11 protein-coding genes are annotated in these 16,787 nt (G+C 46.7%); 7 read left to right on the top strand and 4 right to left on the bottom strand.

Annotation, left to right across the window (positions count from 1 at the left end):
- Positions 1-9 precede the first annotated feature (9 nt).
- From HRE53_RS24915 to HRE53_RS24900, 4 genes are read left to right on the top strand one after another with little or no spacing between them, the layout of a single operon-like run.
- Positions 10-7,233, top strand: a complete 7,224-nt coding sequence (locus tag HRE53_RS24915) for a hypothetical protein (RefSeq protein ID WP_235108372.1) — start codon at positions 10-12, stop codon at positions 7,231-7,233.
- A 29-nt stretch (positions 7,234-7,262) separates the two neighbouring features.
- Entirely contained in the window at positions 7,263-7,841 is a 579-nt protein-coding gene (locus tag HRE53_RS24910; RefSeq protein ID WP_212665741.1) for a hypothetical protein, read from the top strand.
- 35 nt (positions 7,842-7,876) lie between these two features.
- Positions 7,877-9,835 carry a VgrG-related protein gene (locus HRE53_RS24905; protein WP_235108371.1) on the top strand — a complete coding sequence of 653 codons (1,959 nt, stop codon included), beginning with the start codon at positions 7,877-7,879 and terminating at the stop codon, positions 9,833-9,835.
- A 22-nt stretch (positions 9,836-9,857) separates the two neighbouring features.
- Complete coding sequence (locus tag HRE53_RS24900) at positions 9,858-10,250, top strand: DUF4280 domain-containing protein (RefSeq protein WP_212665739.1); 393 nt, start codon at positions 9,858-9,860, stop codon at positions 10,248-10,250.
- 31 nt (positions 10,251-10,281) lie between these two features.
- Here HRE53_RS24900 and HRE53_RS24895 read toward each other — a convergent pair whose 3' ends face one another.
- A complete protein-coding gene (locus tag HRE53_RS24895; protein WP_212665738.1) occupies positions 10,282-10,470 on the bottom strand; it encodes a hypothetical protein in 189 nt (62 codons plus the stop codon).
- Positions 10,467-11,354 (bottom strand): SPFH domain-containing protein, encoded by an 888-nt coding sequence (locus HRE53_RS24890; protein ID WP_235108370.1) that lies wholly within the window; start codon positions 11,352-11,354, stop codon positions 10,467-10,469. Before HRE53_RS24890 ends, HRE53_RS24895 begins: the two co-directional genes overlap by 4 nt.
- A 141-nt stretch (positions 11,355-11,495) precedes the next feature.
- Here HRE53_RS24890 and HRE53_RS24885 point away from each other — a divergent pair, with 141 nt between their 5' ends.
- On the top strand, positions 11,496-11,855 hold the full coding sequence (locus HRE53_RS24885; protein WP_235108369.1) for a hypothetical protein: 360 nt from the start codon (positions 11,496-11,498) through the stop codon (positions 11,853-11,855).
- A 279-nt stretch (positions 11,856-12,134) separates the two neighbouring features.
- On the top strand, positions 12,135-12,482 hold the full coding sequence (locus HRE53_RS24880) for a hypothetical protein (protein WP_212665735.1): 348 nt from the start codon (positions 12,135-12,137) through the stop codon (positions 12,480-12,482).
- 46 nt (positions 12,483-12,528) lie between these two features.
- Here HRE53_RS24880 and HRE53_RS24875 read toward each other — a convergent pair whose 3' ends face one another.
- Positions 12,529-13,116, bottom strand: coding sequence for a pentapeptide repeat-containing protein (locus HRE53_RS24875; RefSeq protein ID WP_235108368.1), 588 nt, complete (start codon positions 13,114-13,116; stop codon positions 12,529-12,531).
- Positions 13,117-13,628: 512 nt separating this feature from the next.
- Here HRE53_RS24875 and queG point away from each other — a divergent pair.
- Positions 13,629-14,660 (top strand): tRNA epoxyqueuosine(34) reductase QueG, encoded by a 1,032-nt coding sequence (gene queG / locus HRE53_RS24870; RefSeq protein ID WP_235108367.1) that lies wholly within the window; start codon positions 13,629-13,631, stop codon positions 14,658-14,660.
- Here queG and HRE53_RS24865 read toward each other — a convergent pair.
- On the bottom strand, positions 14,590-16,740 hold the full coding sequence (locus HRE53_RS24865; protein WP_212665732.1) for a polyribonucleotide nucleotidyltransferase: 2,151 nt from the start codon (positions 16,738-16,740) through the stop codon (positions 14,590-14,592). The two genes, queG and HRE53_RS24865, sit on opposite strands and share 71 nt — an antisense overlap.
- Positions 16,741-16,787 lie beyond the last annotated feature (47 nt).

Here is a 16,787-nt window from a genome sequence, read left to right as displayed (position 1 = left end):
CGTTTGTTTATGGATGTCAATTCAGGTCAAGGTCATCAATCCCAGCCGGAAGAGATTCCTTCCTCAGACTCGCTTGGCCTGCAACATCCACTGCTACCTCCTCCTGTTCTAGGACAATCCTTTCTCCAACCCCATACCCTATCTCCCTTGGGCACTGTATCCCTAATAAGCTTGGATGCCACCCTGCCTACCGAAACAGCTCGGACAAATTCTCTAAATACCCATTTTGCTGCCCAGGTGCCAACGGAAGCCATTGACGACAGCTCTTCAAGCTCTTCCAACATCTCTCAATCCGTCGTAACCCAGTTTCCTGGAGCGCAACCTAGCACTCTTGCTCCGAAAGCACCTGCCGAGAATCTGCAACCTAAATTAGAGCAATTATCAACCCATCAGGAGCCGCCAACAGCACCCAGCAATGCTAACAAGATCCATCGCAATGCTGCACCAGAAGTAGAACCATCGTCATCCAGTGAGACTAATGCAGTCCTTAATGCTGCCCCAACTCAAGCTGCAGCCCCTTCTATTCAGCCTGTGCAGTATCAGATCTCTACCCAGTCTTTAGTCCCTCATTCTGAGCAGGTTGAATCAGAAAAACAGATTGCTCAAGATCAAAGCAGTCCTGACACAATACTTCAACCTAAACTGGTCAGGACTTCTAAACTTAGCCCGCCATCCAATGAATCCCATGCTCAAGAGTCAGCACATTCCCCTGCTTCCTCCCCAATAGACAACACACCGGGACTTCAGACATCATCAGAGGGGGTTGCCGGAAAACCCAGTACTGAGTTCAAACCCCAGCCTGAACAAACGCCCCAGGAACCAATCGCACATCCCTCATCCAAAGCGATATCTCCTGAGGTGAGTGCTTCTTCCCACCCAACAGATGTGCCGCCCCTTCAGACTAAACGCCAGGATTTACCAGAAATCAAGGCAAATTCCGAGCCCTCCGCAATCCAAGAGAGTCTCCCTAAGTCTCAAGAACAGGCCACTCCTCTAGACTCAGACGCAACATCTTCTAGCCTAGACCCTTCACCTCTTGCCAATTCTACAAATTCTGATTCATCTCCAACTGAAACCTCAGAAGTCTCTACCCCCATTCAACCAACCCTCCAAAAAGTCTCTTCTGCCCCTGACCATTCATTAGCTCCATCTACTCAAAACACCCAGGTTGTCCAAAGTAAAGAAGAAGCTGCCCCAAAAGCATCTCCACTGTCTAGTCAAAAACCAGTTATTTCTTCTAAACCTGTTCAGGAAAAACCAGTAGCTAACGTTCAACCTCCCGAGTCCCAACCCGTTCCAATCCAAACTTCACTTGAGGCGACTGCTCAAGACATCGAGCTAACCACTCCACCCACTGAACAAGCGACTGACATCACCACAGATCTACCTGCTAAGCGGACTATACAGTCATCTCCTATTTCTCCAAATGAACTGCAAACTAGCCGTTCACAGTCTTCCCTCGCTAACTCAGAAGTAGAAGCTAACCCAAGTCGCTCAATTGATAGTGGTTCATCAATTGAAACTCCTGTAACACCCAGCCCTAAGCCCAAGACTAACGAAAACCCCATCAAGACAACAATTGTTCAAACAGTCACCCCAGCATCTCCTCAGCAATCTCCAGATGATGAGTCTTTACTGCTTAAGAATTCCGAGCCACCCAGTTCAACGGCCAAGACTTCTGATAGCTCCACAGAGACAACAACTATTCAAAACTCAGAAAGTTCGGCTGTTCAGCAGTCTTCTACGGATCACCCACAGATACCAAAGGTAGAGACTAACCGAATTAATCCTAGTAACGACCTCCCATCCGTTGAGAGTCCCCCTATACCCAGCACTTCAGAAAAAATTGATGGGGATGCGGTACAGTCAACAGCTATTCAACGAGCAGACGATTTAACTCCTCAGGCATCTACTAAAGCACCTGCAAAAAAACAAAAGAAACAGAGTAAAAAAAGCAAACAGAAAAAGCTTCCCTTACAAGCTCAGCTCTCGCGAATGGGGAAACGAGCCCAACAGGATATTAATAAAGTTGGTATTCAGCTTAAGCAGGCATCTCAATCACTCCCTGTTGGTAAATCTAGAGCTAAGGCCAATGAGGTACAGAAATCCACGAATGATTCACCTCCACTGTCAAACGCTCCATTGCTTCAAGCCAAATCGTCCCCTGACTCAAAACAATCATCCTCTGAAGTATCTCTAGTCCAAACAGGAACAAAGGCTGTAGAGAAAGCTCCTTCTCAAGAACTGTCCAAAGAAAAACTGCTGTCAGAGAAAACTGAGAATGCTGACGATGAAGAGAATTCTCAAACTGTTCAAGCAATTCCTGAGTCTATAGACTTACCCCAAAAACATTCGCCTTCCACTCCACTACAAACAAAGTCTCTTGGAACGTCTGAGCCAACAATTCACCAAGACAAACATCCTAATTCAATCGCTGGTCCCAATGGGGGGACTGAGTCCACCTCAGACTCCAAGGCATCTAGACCGGATCAAATTAAATCTGAATCATCCACACCCGAGGGGAGTGCCGATCAGCCAAAACCTACCTCATCATCAGATGTTACTTCTAGTACTGAGTCTAGTTCGTTTCGGTCAAAAGCAAAGATGCGGGGACCCTTCCCAGTTCAACCCCTGCAACGACTGACGCGTTTCAGTCAACAGGTCATGGATACGGTTAGTCGCCAACTTGAACCTCAGCCAAATAAAGAGTCCAATCCGCTCCAAAGACAGCAGCAGTTTTTATCCAAAAACTCAGAGCAAAATCGTAAAGATCAGACCATCAACCCTGTCTCGTCTCAAAAATCGGTAGGTGAAGATACACCACCATCGCAAGGTAGTGGTGGTAAAGCTGTAGATAAAAACGCTGTAACATCCATTCAATCAGATATTCAAGCTAAGCCATTTTCACCCAATACAGCTCCAGATACAGCTATTCATTCAAAATCTAAACTTAGTTCAAACAAACAAGAGCATCCCAAGAGTCAGTCAGGTCGACTCACCGATGTCACTGCTGATGAAAATCTCCAAACCCAAGAATTACCAACGGTACAAAAAGCTGAAGCATCACAATCCTCAATACCGACCCCTCTTCCTTCTGAGCAAGTAGACTTCCCTACCCCAAATAGTATTGAGGAATCTTCCCCACGGGAAGGGCATAACCCAGCACTTGTTGCCCAAGGAGAAGCACAACCCAATGCTGCCCAGCCTGGATGGCAAACCACTCAAAATCAATTCGCAGATAGAATCACAAATCTAGGTTCAGAAATTAAAGAGAGGGTTGATCGGTCGATCCGAAAACAAAGTTCGAGGAGGCAATTACCTCAATCCATACAATGTCAGGAAGCTGGCTCAGTTGAACCAGCGACCTCATCCGAAGTTGCACAGAAAAACATCTCCCTACAATCTGCAGATGTTCCTGAGCTTAATAAAGATAATATTCAGGCCTCTGCTGAGCCTAGTTCAGACAAAGTGTATGGCAATGAACAACCATTATTGACTGATTCGGTACAGCTAACCTCTACATCTAACCCGGCAACAGAAAGTCTTGTTCAAACGGATGTAAATCCCGCCATCCCTCCTTCCCCAGCAAAAGACACTAATAATCCACCAGAATCCACAACTGAGCCAATTATTCAAGCTAGCTCTGTTGATAAAGCAAAGACTCCTCAGCCACCAAAAGATTCAGGACAAAATGAGCCAGCTTTGCCATCAGGCAATGAGGACTCTATACAAAGGACTCCAGATAGCTCTGAGATAACCTCAACAAGCTCAGAACAGCCAATGAGTGATGTATCGAGTCGAGGTTCAGAAAACCGTGGCTCAACACCAAAATCATCTCAAAGTCGCAATCTCTCCCTCAATTCCCATATCTCAAAAATAGGTACAACCATTGTCCAGCAGTTGGCAAACTTAAGGCCTAAAAAGACAAAGTCAAAACGCCAGACAAACAAGCAGAAACTAGCGTCGTCTCCCGCAAAAATTTCTAGTGAGAATACAGGAGCTGATACAACTCTCAGACCAACTTTACTGACTGAACAAGAGGAAACATCACCATCGACACATCAGTCCAACCCTTTAGAACGACCAAACGTACCCACACAATCATCACCGACCACTGAACATACAGCAGTGGTCCAAAGGCAGCATGACACGGGCGATGGGAGCGAGGCAGCTTCGGCCCGCGCTCCAATAGTCTCTGACCAGCCTTCAAGAAACACACCCCACTCTTCCATACAGCCCTCTGAGGTTCCTTCTCCCTTAGCTGATAGCTCAATTAAACGACATTCATCCACAGCAGAAATTATTCAAAAGCAGCCTATCCCAGCTGAGGAAATAAACTCTAAGCCCTTGGATTCTGAAAGTTCTAGCTCCTTTAGCGAACCGAACCTTCAGCACCGAACAGAGCTGTCTTCTCTGCCCACCTCAGATTCCATTCAACTTTCCCCTCAGAAGAATTCCATTACTCAAAGTGAGGCGATCAATCAAGCGACCTCAATTCCAAGTACTAATAACTCTATTCAACGTCAGGACGTCACTCATCAGCAATCATCACAACTCGACAATGCTGATGATCGAATAAAACAATCCAAAGCTGCTATCCCCCCAAGTTCACATTCACTTTCTCAAGCTGAACTATCGTTACAGGAGTCCACAGACTCTGATGAAAACTCAGAAGTATCAAATACCAGCGATCCAGACAACCTACTCCAGCGACAAACTATACAGGAGCAATCTCAATCCGATATACCTAACGCTCCAACCCCAAACTTTCTGGATCAACATGTTCTAGAAACAGAATCGCATCCTCCAGAACGTCCTCCCATTAGTGAAGTCTCCGTTCAGACTAAGGTTGAACAGCCATCGATCACTAGCCAAACTCAACAACAGCTTCCCGCTGGCTCAGATTTATCTATCCAGGAATTCAGTGAAGAACAGGTTCAGCTTTCCAAGAAGAGTAAGCAAAGTGACGACAGAGAGAGTCCAAAGGTAGTTATAGAAGTTAACCTCTCAGAAGCTACTAGTCAAAATCTGGATAGCACTAATATCAACACATTTCAAAGTCCGAAACAAGACGACAACGTATCGAATAGTGCTTCCCCAACGATTCAAGCCAACGTAAATCCACCGAAAGAGACAGTATCAGACCAAAGCTTATCTGCATCAGACCTCAAGGTAAACGCGCCCGACCATACGGCTATTGCTGCCACTCAGAATGCCAAGATTCTTGAATCTCAAGAAAATAATGTGCCACAAGCTCCAAGCAATACCAGTGATACTGCTAGCATCACTGAGACGGGCAACATCGTTCAGCGAAAGATTGAGACTCAATCAGATAGTGATCAGCCATTAGTTGCTCGAAGAAAGGATGTCAGTGATGCCAGCAAACCGTTACATGCTCAGGCTAAAGCCCCGGAAACTCCTGTCCTAGACAAGACTTCTGCTCAAACAGAACCCAATACAGAAATATCGAAGTTGTTATCAAAGCAAGCATCTACCGTTCCGATTCAGGCTGTGGAGATTTCTGTTGTCCAACCCGCGGTTGAATCACAGCTACAGAAAGGAAGCAATGGGCAATCGTATGATAATTGCGATCGCATCCAAGAATCACCTCCAGATACTAGAGATAATCTTTCAATCCAGCCAACCCCAGAAAGCCAACCTTCCCAGTCAATAGACCAGCCCGAACAACAGCAAGCTACACCAAATAGCCACATCTCTCCAACTGCTGATACATCACCTCCCAATAATTTGCCTGAAGCAACTATAGAGCCTGCCATCCAAGCATCTAGCATTGAGCAGTCTCACGATTCTAATACAGCTCTTACTGACATTTCAGACGCATCAGAAATTATCCAGTCTGCACATCAGCCCAATAAAGTTTCAGAGACAAAGGTAGATTCGGATCTACCCACCCCAACAACCCGTTCGGCTCAGACTACTCCGGCCCCCTTAGCCAAACCGAGTATTTCTGACACCAAAACTCCAGACTTACAACAACTTCCAACTGAAAATATTGCTGATTCGTCACCTCAAAAAGTAGAAAGCATCCAGTCTCAACCGGACAAGATAGATTCCCCTCACCGTCGGGTCATTGAAATTGCAGCTCAACATCCTGATGGAAGCATCGAAAATGCTAACTTACCCAGTCAAGATATATCGTCAAGTCCATCCTCTGATCTCAACGAGAATCAGATCCTTCAAAAGAATTCAGAGAGCCACTCTTCTCGGGTAGAAACAGAGTTTGACCCTGCTCATACAGAAATCTCCTCCAACGTTGTACAAAAATCTGAGGTTGCAGAACCGCCTCAAGTAACACCTGATTCAAAGATTCAGATTTCGGATGCAGATCGTTCGGACTCTTCACTTGCTTCAACCCAGCCATTATCATCGCCCCCCATTAAGCCTACGATTCAGCGCCAAGACCCATCAGGCGGTACTCTCGATGCGCTGGAGATAGACCAGATCAATGCTCAGCCTGACTCTACAGATTTGCGCCAACGCCGAGTCATTGAGATAGCAGCACAACCACCTGAATTAGAACTACCACAGGAGAATTCTCCAGACCTAACCGTTGCCCAGTTATTGGCGACTGGCCAAGCGCCTTCTCCCCTTTCCAGCATTGCCGACAATTTTGTTGCTCCGAAATTAATTAGTAGCCTATGGCCTGCCAGCCAGTCGAATCATAAGCATCGTGCTCAGAAACTCAGTCATTTGCAAAGCTCGAATATTCCATTAGATCTAAGCCCTGGTGACACGGCGCTATCTGAGGAGGGTTTTGAGGCGAATACGGAGAATGCGATCGCACCCACAATCCAACCCTCAGCACTACCCTCAAACTGGTCTAGTATCGAAGACCTATTCACAGTCCAATCGCCATCAGCCATCCAACGCCAAGCAGAGCCACAAACCCCAGTACCTGAAGACACTTCAGATTTAGTTCTCACTCCCACTGGAATTCACCCAGAAAAGCGAGTCCAAAGAAAAACAGCATCTGTCCGGCGGACTGCTCAAACCTTGCAAAAGGCTCTAGCTGCCCCTCCTCCAGTCTCATCCCCTCCACAAACGACAGAAGTGGTGATGCGTCAATCCCACACCGAAACTTCAACAGCATCCAAAGTAGATGAGCAAAGCTTCGAGATCTTAGCCAGGGAGATCTATCATATCCTCCGACAGCGGCTGGAAGTGGAGCGAGAGAGACATGGAGGGTATCATTCTGGTCGCTTACCTTGGTGAACATTAAATGAAGAGGTTGAACCATATCCATGACCTATAGTGGCTCTCGCAGCAATAACAGTGCCGTTGCCTCTGGCAAGTTAGCCAAGGCAACTTTAGTCCACCAACCCACGGACAAGAGTAAAGATATTGAATTTATGTTCAACCCCACAGAATTGGTCTTTCAGCAGTCAATGCGCCTGAATGAAAGCCAAGGGGCACGAACCGCTAAGGGATTACCCAAAGTCACCTTTGCCTACCCGGAAGCCTGCTCTTTGTCCTTAAGCAATATATTGTTTGATACCTACGAACAAGGTACAAGCGTGATCGATGCTTATGTCAGCAAACTGATTAAAGCCTTGGATTTTGATGACAGTGGCGACGCTGCCAACAAACGACCGCCTATCTATATCTTCACCTGGGGAGACCAACAATATCTGCGGTGTTTTGTCGAACAAATTACCTACAAACTCACCTTATTCTTGCCTGATGGAACACCGGTCCAAGCTCGGGTTGATATGTCCTTGAAGGAAATAGATGAGTCCAGCCTAGGTGCAGGAGGGAGTCAGTCTGCCTCCCCCAATCGCTCCCAGGATAGTCGCTCCAACCGGACAACCTTTGGTCGCTAAAGTACTGAAATTAAATTCTCCAACTGTTTACACCTATGCCTGCAACCACCTATATTGCCGAGCCACTTCTAGAGATTGATGGTAAAACAGCATCTAATGAGCTGATGGAAGATATCCTCCAGATTTCTGTGGAAGAAAGCTTGCACTTACCTGGGATGTTTGTCCTGGTAATCAAGAATGACTACTTTTCTGGACGCTCCGTTGATGCCCCTTGGCAATATGACGATCTCTTTCAGATCGGTAAAACCATCAAAATTGGCTTTAGCGGCAGTACCACCGCAGCTCAAGACTTTGATGATCAGAATCAAGGCTATGTGCTGGATGGAGAAATCACAGGCATGGAGACGAATTTTACCTCCAGTTCCCAAGCCCCCATTGTGATTCGCGGTTACGATATTTCCCATCGACTCCATCGAGGTCGCTACAATCGCTCCTTCCAAAATATGACCGACACCGATGTTGTCAAAAAAGTGATTGGAGAAGTCGGAATTCCCGTTGGCACCATTGATAACAGCGGTTCTCCCCATGACTATATTTTTCAAGAGAACCAAACCAATATGGAATTTTTGCGGGAGAGAGCGGCTCGAAATGGGTTTGAACTCTATGTTCAAGACGGCAAGATGAATTTTCGGAAGCCCAAGGCCAACTCCAATATTTCCCTCACCTGGCTCAAAGATCTACATAGCTTTCGGGTGCGGGTGACCAGTGCAGAGCAAGTGAAAAGTGTTGAAGTGCGGGGTTGGGATTATGAACGGAAGGAAGCCATCGTTTCCACTAAAAATGTCGAGAAATTGCTAACCTCAACAGATCATGGCTCCGGCCAGAAGCAAAGCACCGTCTTTAATGGCAAACCCACGACTCCCAAAATGATTGTGGTGGATCAACCAGTCTTTAGTGCCAAAGAAGCCGATACCATTGCCCAGGCTTTAATTGATGAGTTGGGAGGTGAATTTGTAGTGGCGGATGCCAGGGCTGAAGGCAATCCCGACTTGAGAACGGGGCAAGTCGTCCAACTCAAAGATATGGGGAAATACAGCGGTAAATACTACATCACGGAAACGCGCCATTTATTCCAAGATCGGGTTTATTCCACTGAGTTCAGTGTGCGGGGATTGCGGGGAGGAGATTTATTATCAACGCTGGCCCCTGCTCAACGGCTGCAGGCAGGGCAAACCCTATTGGTCGGTAAAGTCACCAATAACAAAGACCCTAAAGGGTGGGGGCGAGTCCGAGTGAAATTTCCCACCCTGACAGAGGAACATGAAAGTAACTGGGCCAGAATGGTTGCCAGCGGCGCAGGCAAGGATCGCGGTTTTGACTGTTTACCCGAAGTGGATGATGAGGTGCTGGTAGGGTTTGAGCATGGTGATATTCACCGTCCCTACATTGTGGGTGGGGTGTGGAATGGCAAAGATAGTCCCCCAGAGAAGGTGGATAGTTCCATTGTTGACGGCAAGGTCAATCTACGAACCGTGAAAACTCGCACCGGCCATACCCTCCAATTTGTCGAAGAGGATAAAGATGCGAATAAAAAAGGAGTTTACTTAGATACGGTGTATGGCCACCATCTGTATCTCAATGACAGTGAAAAGTTCACCGAATTAAAAACAAAAGAAGGACATTATGCCCGGTTAGATGATCAAGGTAAAAAGTTAGAAATAAAATCCAAGGGAGGACATAAAGTCTTACTAGACGATAATGGCTCCGCCAAGATCGATATGATTTCGACAGGAGATATCAATGTAAAATCTGGAACCAGCGGTAGTTCTCGTAAAATTAGCCTGAACGCTGGCGAAATTACCCTAACAGCAACGACCAAGATTACGCTAAAGGTGGGTAGCTCATCCATTGAATTGAGCAATTCTGGCGTCACGATTCAAGGGGTTCAGGCCGCTATGAAAGGGACAGCCCAAACTAAAATTGATGGTGCCTTAGTGACTGTTCAGGCCTCTGGGGTAAATAGCATTAAAGGCTCAATCGTAAAGATCAATTGATAGTGACAAGGAGGAGTAGGCAATGGCTCAACAGGTCGTCATGGGAGCTTCATTACAATGTTCATTTGGTGCAGCACCGAGTTCCTTGATCGTGATTCCTAAAGGTCCCCCCGATCTGACGGGAGGTCCCGCAGCTGCCACCATCATGGACTATGCTCCCATCGCCAATATTCCACCCTTTGGCGTTTGTTCTTCTCTCGCGAATCCCACCGTAGCCTCGGCAACGGCTGCAGCGTTGGGAGTCCTTACCCCCATGCCCTGTATTCCAGTTATTCCTGCCCCTTGGGCACCAGGTTCACCAACCGTATTGATCAATAATTTTCCAGCGTTGAATAGCACGTCTAAATGCTTTTGTACCTGGGGCGGTATTATCCAGATTACTTATCCCGGACAAGTGACCACCCAAATTCCTTGAAACACCTTATAAAAAGGTGCCTGTAAAAATATCAGGATGAATCGGAAGCTGAATCCTGATCTGAGGGAAACTCCTTCTTCCGCCCGGCTTTACGAGCGGACTCTTTAAGCAGAAATTCCATTTGAGCATTGACGCTGCGCAACTCATCCGCCGCCCAGCGTTCCAGGGTGTCGTAGAGAGTCTGATCGAGTCGTAATAAGAAGCGCTTCTTTTTGCTCACGTATATAGGGTTCCAGCATTGATGATGGGCTGAGTTGAACTTTCAGAGACTAGGGCAACTAGTAAGTTGTTTACCATAGCAGCCTTCCGTTCTTCATCCAGGTCTACCACCTGTTGCTCACTCAGTCGATGCAGTGCCATTTCCACCATGCCCAAGGCACCTTCGACGATCCGTTCTTTGGCAGCAATGACTGCAATCGCTTGTTGGCGACGCAGCATCGCTTGAGCGATTTCTGGAGCATAGGCCAAGTGCGTAATTCGGGCTTCGATAATATCAACCCCCGCAACCTCCAAACGGCGTTGAACTTCTTGTTTGAGTAAGTCAGAAATTTGATCGGGGTTGCCCCGTAAAGACTCGTGGGTGTTATCGAAAATATCGTAGGCATAACGACTGGCTAGACTTCGCAGGGCCGTCTCACTCTGAATTGCGACAAAATCACGACAGCTTTCGACATCAAGTGTGGCCTTAGCAGAATTAACCACCCGCCAAACGACTACCGCTGCAATTTCAATCGGACTACCCTGAGCATCATTGACCTTCAGTTTCTCACTATTAAAGTTGCGAACGCGAAGGGAGACTGGACGTTTACTGACGATAAAAGGAATGGTCCAGTAAAAACCAGGTTCTCGGATACTGCCAATGTACTTTCCTAGCAAGATTAATACCCGAGCTTGATTAGGGTCTACAAGGAAAAAGCCAGCCGCGACTAGCCCAGCCATAGTGAGCAATCCAGAGCCTAGCCAGAGCTGAGGCCCCGCTAATGTTTTCTCTAACAGAACAAAAGGGAATAGATACCAACTACTGATTGCCAAGAACAATAAGAGGATTGGCAACACCCCAAACCCATTAATTTTCCAAGCGGATGATTCTTGCGTGGAGTTCATACATTCACTTCCTTTGAATTCATACCACTAAGATAGCAAAGTGATATCACTTTGACATTGTGCTTATGGTTTGTCATCGCAGGCCATCTCAGTCTGCTGCTAACGTAAAGTAGCAGCAGACTAGAATTCAAAGGTGGGGCGATGAGAAAAATTAGAATGGGGGTGTTGGTGATCGGACTTGCGATCGCATGGCTACTACTAGCAGCACAACCCGCCACAGCCACAACCTGGAAACTCGCTGCAGAAACAGATCAAGGCCAAATTCGCCAATATTATGATCGCGATTCGCTCCAACGAACAGGTTCCGAAGTCACCGTCATCAGCTACTACATCAATGAAGGCAAAACGCCACAGCGTATAGATTACGTAACTGCGTACGATTGCAACTTAAACCAATTCAAGGATGTAGAGGTTAACGGCCAAGCAACGGCAGATGATTGGCAACCTCTGATAGCCGATCCACTCAATGAAGCAATTCGAGATTTACTTTGTGACGTATAGTCATTGCTTGCTCTAACAGATTTTTATTATCGTTAAATGTCAGTAATTTTCTTATTTTCACCACAATAAATTAGCCGATAAATCAGTCACTGATGAGGTGTGGTCTATCACCCTTAAATACACTGCATTCCACACGAGTAGATCCTGCTTAAATATTAGCTTTCAGGGATATTACTGATTTGATATCTCTAAATTTCACTTAATTTATATATAGAGGTAGAAAATTTAGAGGTTTCATCTCCCTCAACATTGGTGTCCTTTTAAGAGTTCAATATCTCCATGGTCACGGTTGAAGATATCAAAGTTTTTTATCAAAGGAATATCTCTCAATCTAGGCAAACACCTCAAGAAGCCTCTCAAAGAATTCCTATCATTGAGTCATGGATAGGCTTAGAGAAATCAGGAAGACCTATTCTCAAAGGTCGGCTTTATGGTCATCCCCAGCATTCTGTGGGGGCTAAGATCATGACCTCAACGATTCAGGGGTATTTTGCAGGTGCAGGCCACGTCTATATCAAAACGAAACATTCACTCTATGAGTTGGGGCAACCCTACAATGAACTAGAGTTCTCGGAAGACTTTTCTGCTCACCAACATCCGGAACAAGTGACCCTCTGGAACGAGTGACATTCCTTTGACAAAGACGGTTGTATGACGTTCAAAAGACAACTTTTTACATCCAACCTAATTTCATTTTGAACTCTTCACTAAAAAAGGCTCCATCCCAGTTGTGAGCAGTTTTGATTTGCGAGACGGTTAGACCTTCAACCTTCCGGAGGACAGCACGATTCAAATTAGCATTATATAAATTCGTTCCTAGTAGCTGTGCTCTATGGAGATTGGCCTCGCATAAATCTGTTTCCATCAAGCTTGCTCCCATTAAATTAGATTCAGAGAGAATTGCTCTCCCCAGATCAACCCCATATAAATCAGCCCCCGCCAAAGTCGCACTGTCTAGATTAGCGCCAAATAACCTAGTCCAACACAAGTGGGCTCGGCTCATATCAGCTCCATTTAGTAGCCCCCCTAACAAATCAGTATTAGCCAAATTGGCACATCGTAACGCTGCCCCAGTCAGAATCGCTCCTAGCAGATTAGCCCCACTCATATTAGCCAATTGAAGATTTGCATTGCTCAGGTCAGCTTCAACCCAGTTAGAGGTCGTCAAATTTGGAATCACATCAGGAAATCTTTGTCTCCATTGGTTCCAGGATTGAACCCCTTTCTTTAACTCTGCAACATGTTTAGGATTTGCCATCATCAAGTTAAGAGTTAAATGGCCACATGTGGTCGCAATCTTTAGCAGCTCTCGAACAGTACCGATGAGTAATATCTAGGGATCATCACTCTTCATCGAAGTATTAAATCAATTGACACCAAATTGAGGCTGCTAGCTTTGGCATGACCAAAAGACGGGATTACTTGCATAAGTCCAAGCTCCCTATTTTGAAGATATCAAGATGAGAAAATATCTTAGTCACCTTTATACTCAATATTAATCAATTGAAGATAGAAGGCTACTGTTGCAATATAACGATATTTTTTGCCTGGCTGCAGAATTAGCTCAATAAAAGGTAAATTTCTCAAAAAAAAGAGGAGAGGAGATTATTGTAAATCTTCTATCTCAAAATCAAATGCCCCTATCCATGGACTATTACTTAAAGACTATTGTGTCTAACAATATATTTTCAACTTCTTAGCCCCATTTAGGTGAAAGATACTTAATATCCTCTTGACTAACGATTGATTTAAATATTTACGACATGACTACCAATGGTTCAGGAATTCAACAGTCAAACCCTTAAGGAAAAAGCCAGCGAACTTGGCTGTCACAAATTTGGCATTGTCAGCATTTCTCAATGGCAGAATAAGGAGCAAATCTCAGCCCACCCTTTACAAGCATGGCTCAACCAGGGATATCATGCCGATATGGCTTGGATGAATGATCCACGTCGACAAGACATCTACCAAGTCATGCCCGATGTTCGCTCCATCATCTGTGTGGGCATCAACTATTACACACCACAGCAACGCCCCTCAGAACCAGAGTATGCCAAGATCTCGCGCTATGGCTGGGGCCGAGACTACCACCGCGTGGTGGGTCGCCGGATAAAAGCTTTATCCCTGTGGATGCAGGAACAAGACCCGCAGGCTCAAGTCCGCTACTATGTCGATACGGGTCCTGTCCAAGACAAAGTCTGGGCCGAGCGAGCTGGCCTTGGCTGGATTGGCAAACACAGCAACCTCATCTCGCGGGATTATGGATCTTGGCTTTTTTTAGGAGAAATTCTGACTAATTTAGACTTGGAACCCGATCGTCCCCACACTCAACATTGTGGTTCCTGTACCCGCTGTATGACAGCCTGCCCCACGGACGCAATTCGTGAACCTTTTGTCGTTGATGCGAATCGCTGCATCGCCTATCATACGATTGAAAATCGAGAGGCTACATTACCCAAGCAGATTGCAGAGAATTTGCAAGGCTGGGTCGCAGGTTGCGATATTTGCCAAGACGTTTGTCCCTGGAACCAAAGATTTGCCCAAGAAACCGATATTCCAGACTTCCAGCCCTATCCTGAAAATGTTGCCCCGACGCTAACAGAGCTAGCAACCCTGTCGGTATCAGAACGCGATCGCAGATTCAGAGCCTCCGCCCTCCGCCGCATAAAACTAGAGATGCTGCAGCGCAACGCCACAGCATCTCTCAAAGCCAATGCTCAAGGAGCTAAGCTATCTAAGACTCAGTACCGCCTGCACGAGCCGCCGCCGCTTCCTCCGGATGAATCCCCAATCGAGTCAGATTAATCCGACCTCGATTGTCTAGCTCACGGATTTTAACTACCACTTCATCGCCAACGGTGACTTCATCTTCCACCTTGCCGACTCGATAGTCCGCCAACTGGGAGATATGAATCATGCCTTCCTTACTAGGGGCAATTTCCACAAAAGCTCCAATCGGGATGATCCGAGTCACTTTACCCAAGAAGACATCGCCAGCTGCCAACTTGCGAGTCATGCCCGCGATAATCTGACGAGCACGAGAAGCAGCCTTCTCATCTATGGCAGAAATCGTCACGCGACCATCATCCTCGATGTCGATCTTGGCTCCCGTTTCCTCGGTAATCCCTTTAATGGTCTTACCACCCGGACCAATAATCATGCCAATCTGCTCAGGATCGATCTTGATCGTCAATAGGCGAGGTGCATAAGGGGACATATTTTCGCGAGGACTATCAATCGTCGCCAGCATCTTATCCAAAATATGAAGCCGAGCGGGTTTCGCTTGATGAATCGCCTCAGAGATCACCTTCATGGGTAATCCCGTGATCTTCATGTCCATTTGTAGAGCGGTAATGCCATCGGCAGTACCCGCCACCTTAAAGTCCATGTCACCCAAGAAATCTTCAATGCCTTGAATATCTGTGAGAACCCGGATTTCATCGCCTTCTTTGATCAAACCCATGGCAGCTCCACTCACCGGCTTAGCCAGGGGCACACCTGCATCCATCAAAGACAAAGTAGACCCACAAACCGACCCCATTGATGTGGATCCGTTCGACGATAAGACTTCGGATACGACCCGAAGCACATAGGGAAACTCTTCTTTACTAGGCAGCATTGGTAGTATGGCTCTTTCAGCCAGGGCACCATGCCCCACTTCTCGTCGCCCGGGTGAACGCATTGGACGAGTTTCACCCACAGAATAGGGAGGGAAATTATAGTGGTGAAGATAGCGTTTTTGGCTATCGGGATGGAGATCATCCATCTCTTGGGCATCACCCGGTGTCCCCAAGGTCGCAATAGATAAAACCTGAGTTAAGCCTCGGTTAAATAAACCACTACCGTGCACCCGTTGGGGTAAAACCCCTACATTACAAGAAATAGGACGCACTTCATCTAGCTTGCGGCCATCCACCCGGACCTTATCTTCAACCACTTGGCTGCGCATCAAGGTTTTGGTAATACTCTTAAATACCTTACCGATGGCCTTGGGACTTGCTATCGCTGCCACTTGCACAGGGTCGGTTTCTGGAAGCTCATCAATGGCCGCCTTCACAGAATCCTTAATCTCATCTAAAGCAGTATCCCGAACATTTTTGTCCTTCTCAAATCGGGCTAGAACTTCTTTAATAGGGGTAGTCACCCGCTCTTGCACAAAATTCTCTAGGGTTGGATCCGTTTCTGGAGCAGCCTCTTCAACCTGCTCAATCCCCAATTCAGCCATCAATTCTTTTTGAGCCTTGATGAGATCACAAACCACCTCATAGCCAAAATCAATGGCCTCGACCATGTCTTGCTCGGCAACTTCATTCGCCCCAGCTTCAACCATGATCACCCCATCAGGCGAACCAGCCACAACTAGGTCAAGTTCTCCTTCCGAGATCTCTTCATAGGTGGGGTTAATAATAAAGTCATCTCCCACTAAGCCGACTCGAACTGCAGCCATTGGCCCTTTAAAAGGTATCTTGGCCAAAAGGGTAGCGACGGAGGCACCCGTAACGGCCAAGACGTCAGGTGGAACCTGCTCATCCATCGAAATGGTGGTTGCCACAATTTGCAGATCATCCCGCAACCAATTCGGGAAGAGGGGTCGCATCGGTCGGTCGATCAGACGACAGGTTAAAGTTGCTTTCTCAGGTGGCCGACCTTCTCGGCGTAGAAAGCCCCCCGGCACACGACCGGCAGCATACAGCCTCTCCTCGTAATCCACGAGCAAAGGAAGGAAATCAATCCCTTCACGTCCCGACGATCGTGTCGCAGTGACTAGCACTGAAGTTTCACCAGATTCAATCAATACACACCCACCGGCCTGCGGAGCGAAACGGCCGATGGTGAGTTTTATTTCCCGCCCGTCAACAGATATTGACTTAATAACTTCTGACATTAAGTGACTTGTCCTTACTTATTGTTTTGTCCTTTTTTTTTCTGTGG

The organism is Acaryochloris sp. 'Moss Beach' (assembly GCF_021497025.1).
Classification (GTDB): domain Bacteria; phylum Cyanobacteriota; class Cyanobacteriia; order Thermosynechococcales; family Thermosynechococcaceae; genus Acaryochloris; species Acaryochloris marina_A.
Note: the sequence above shows the minus strand (reverse complement) of the source record. Positions and strands in the feature narration are given on the sequence as shown.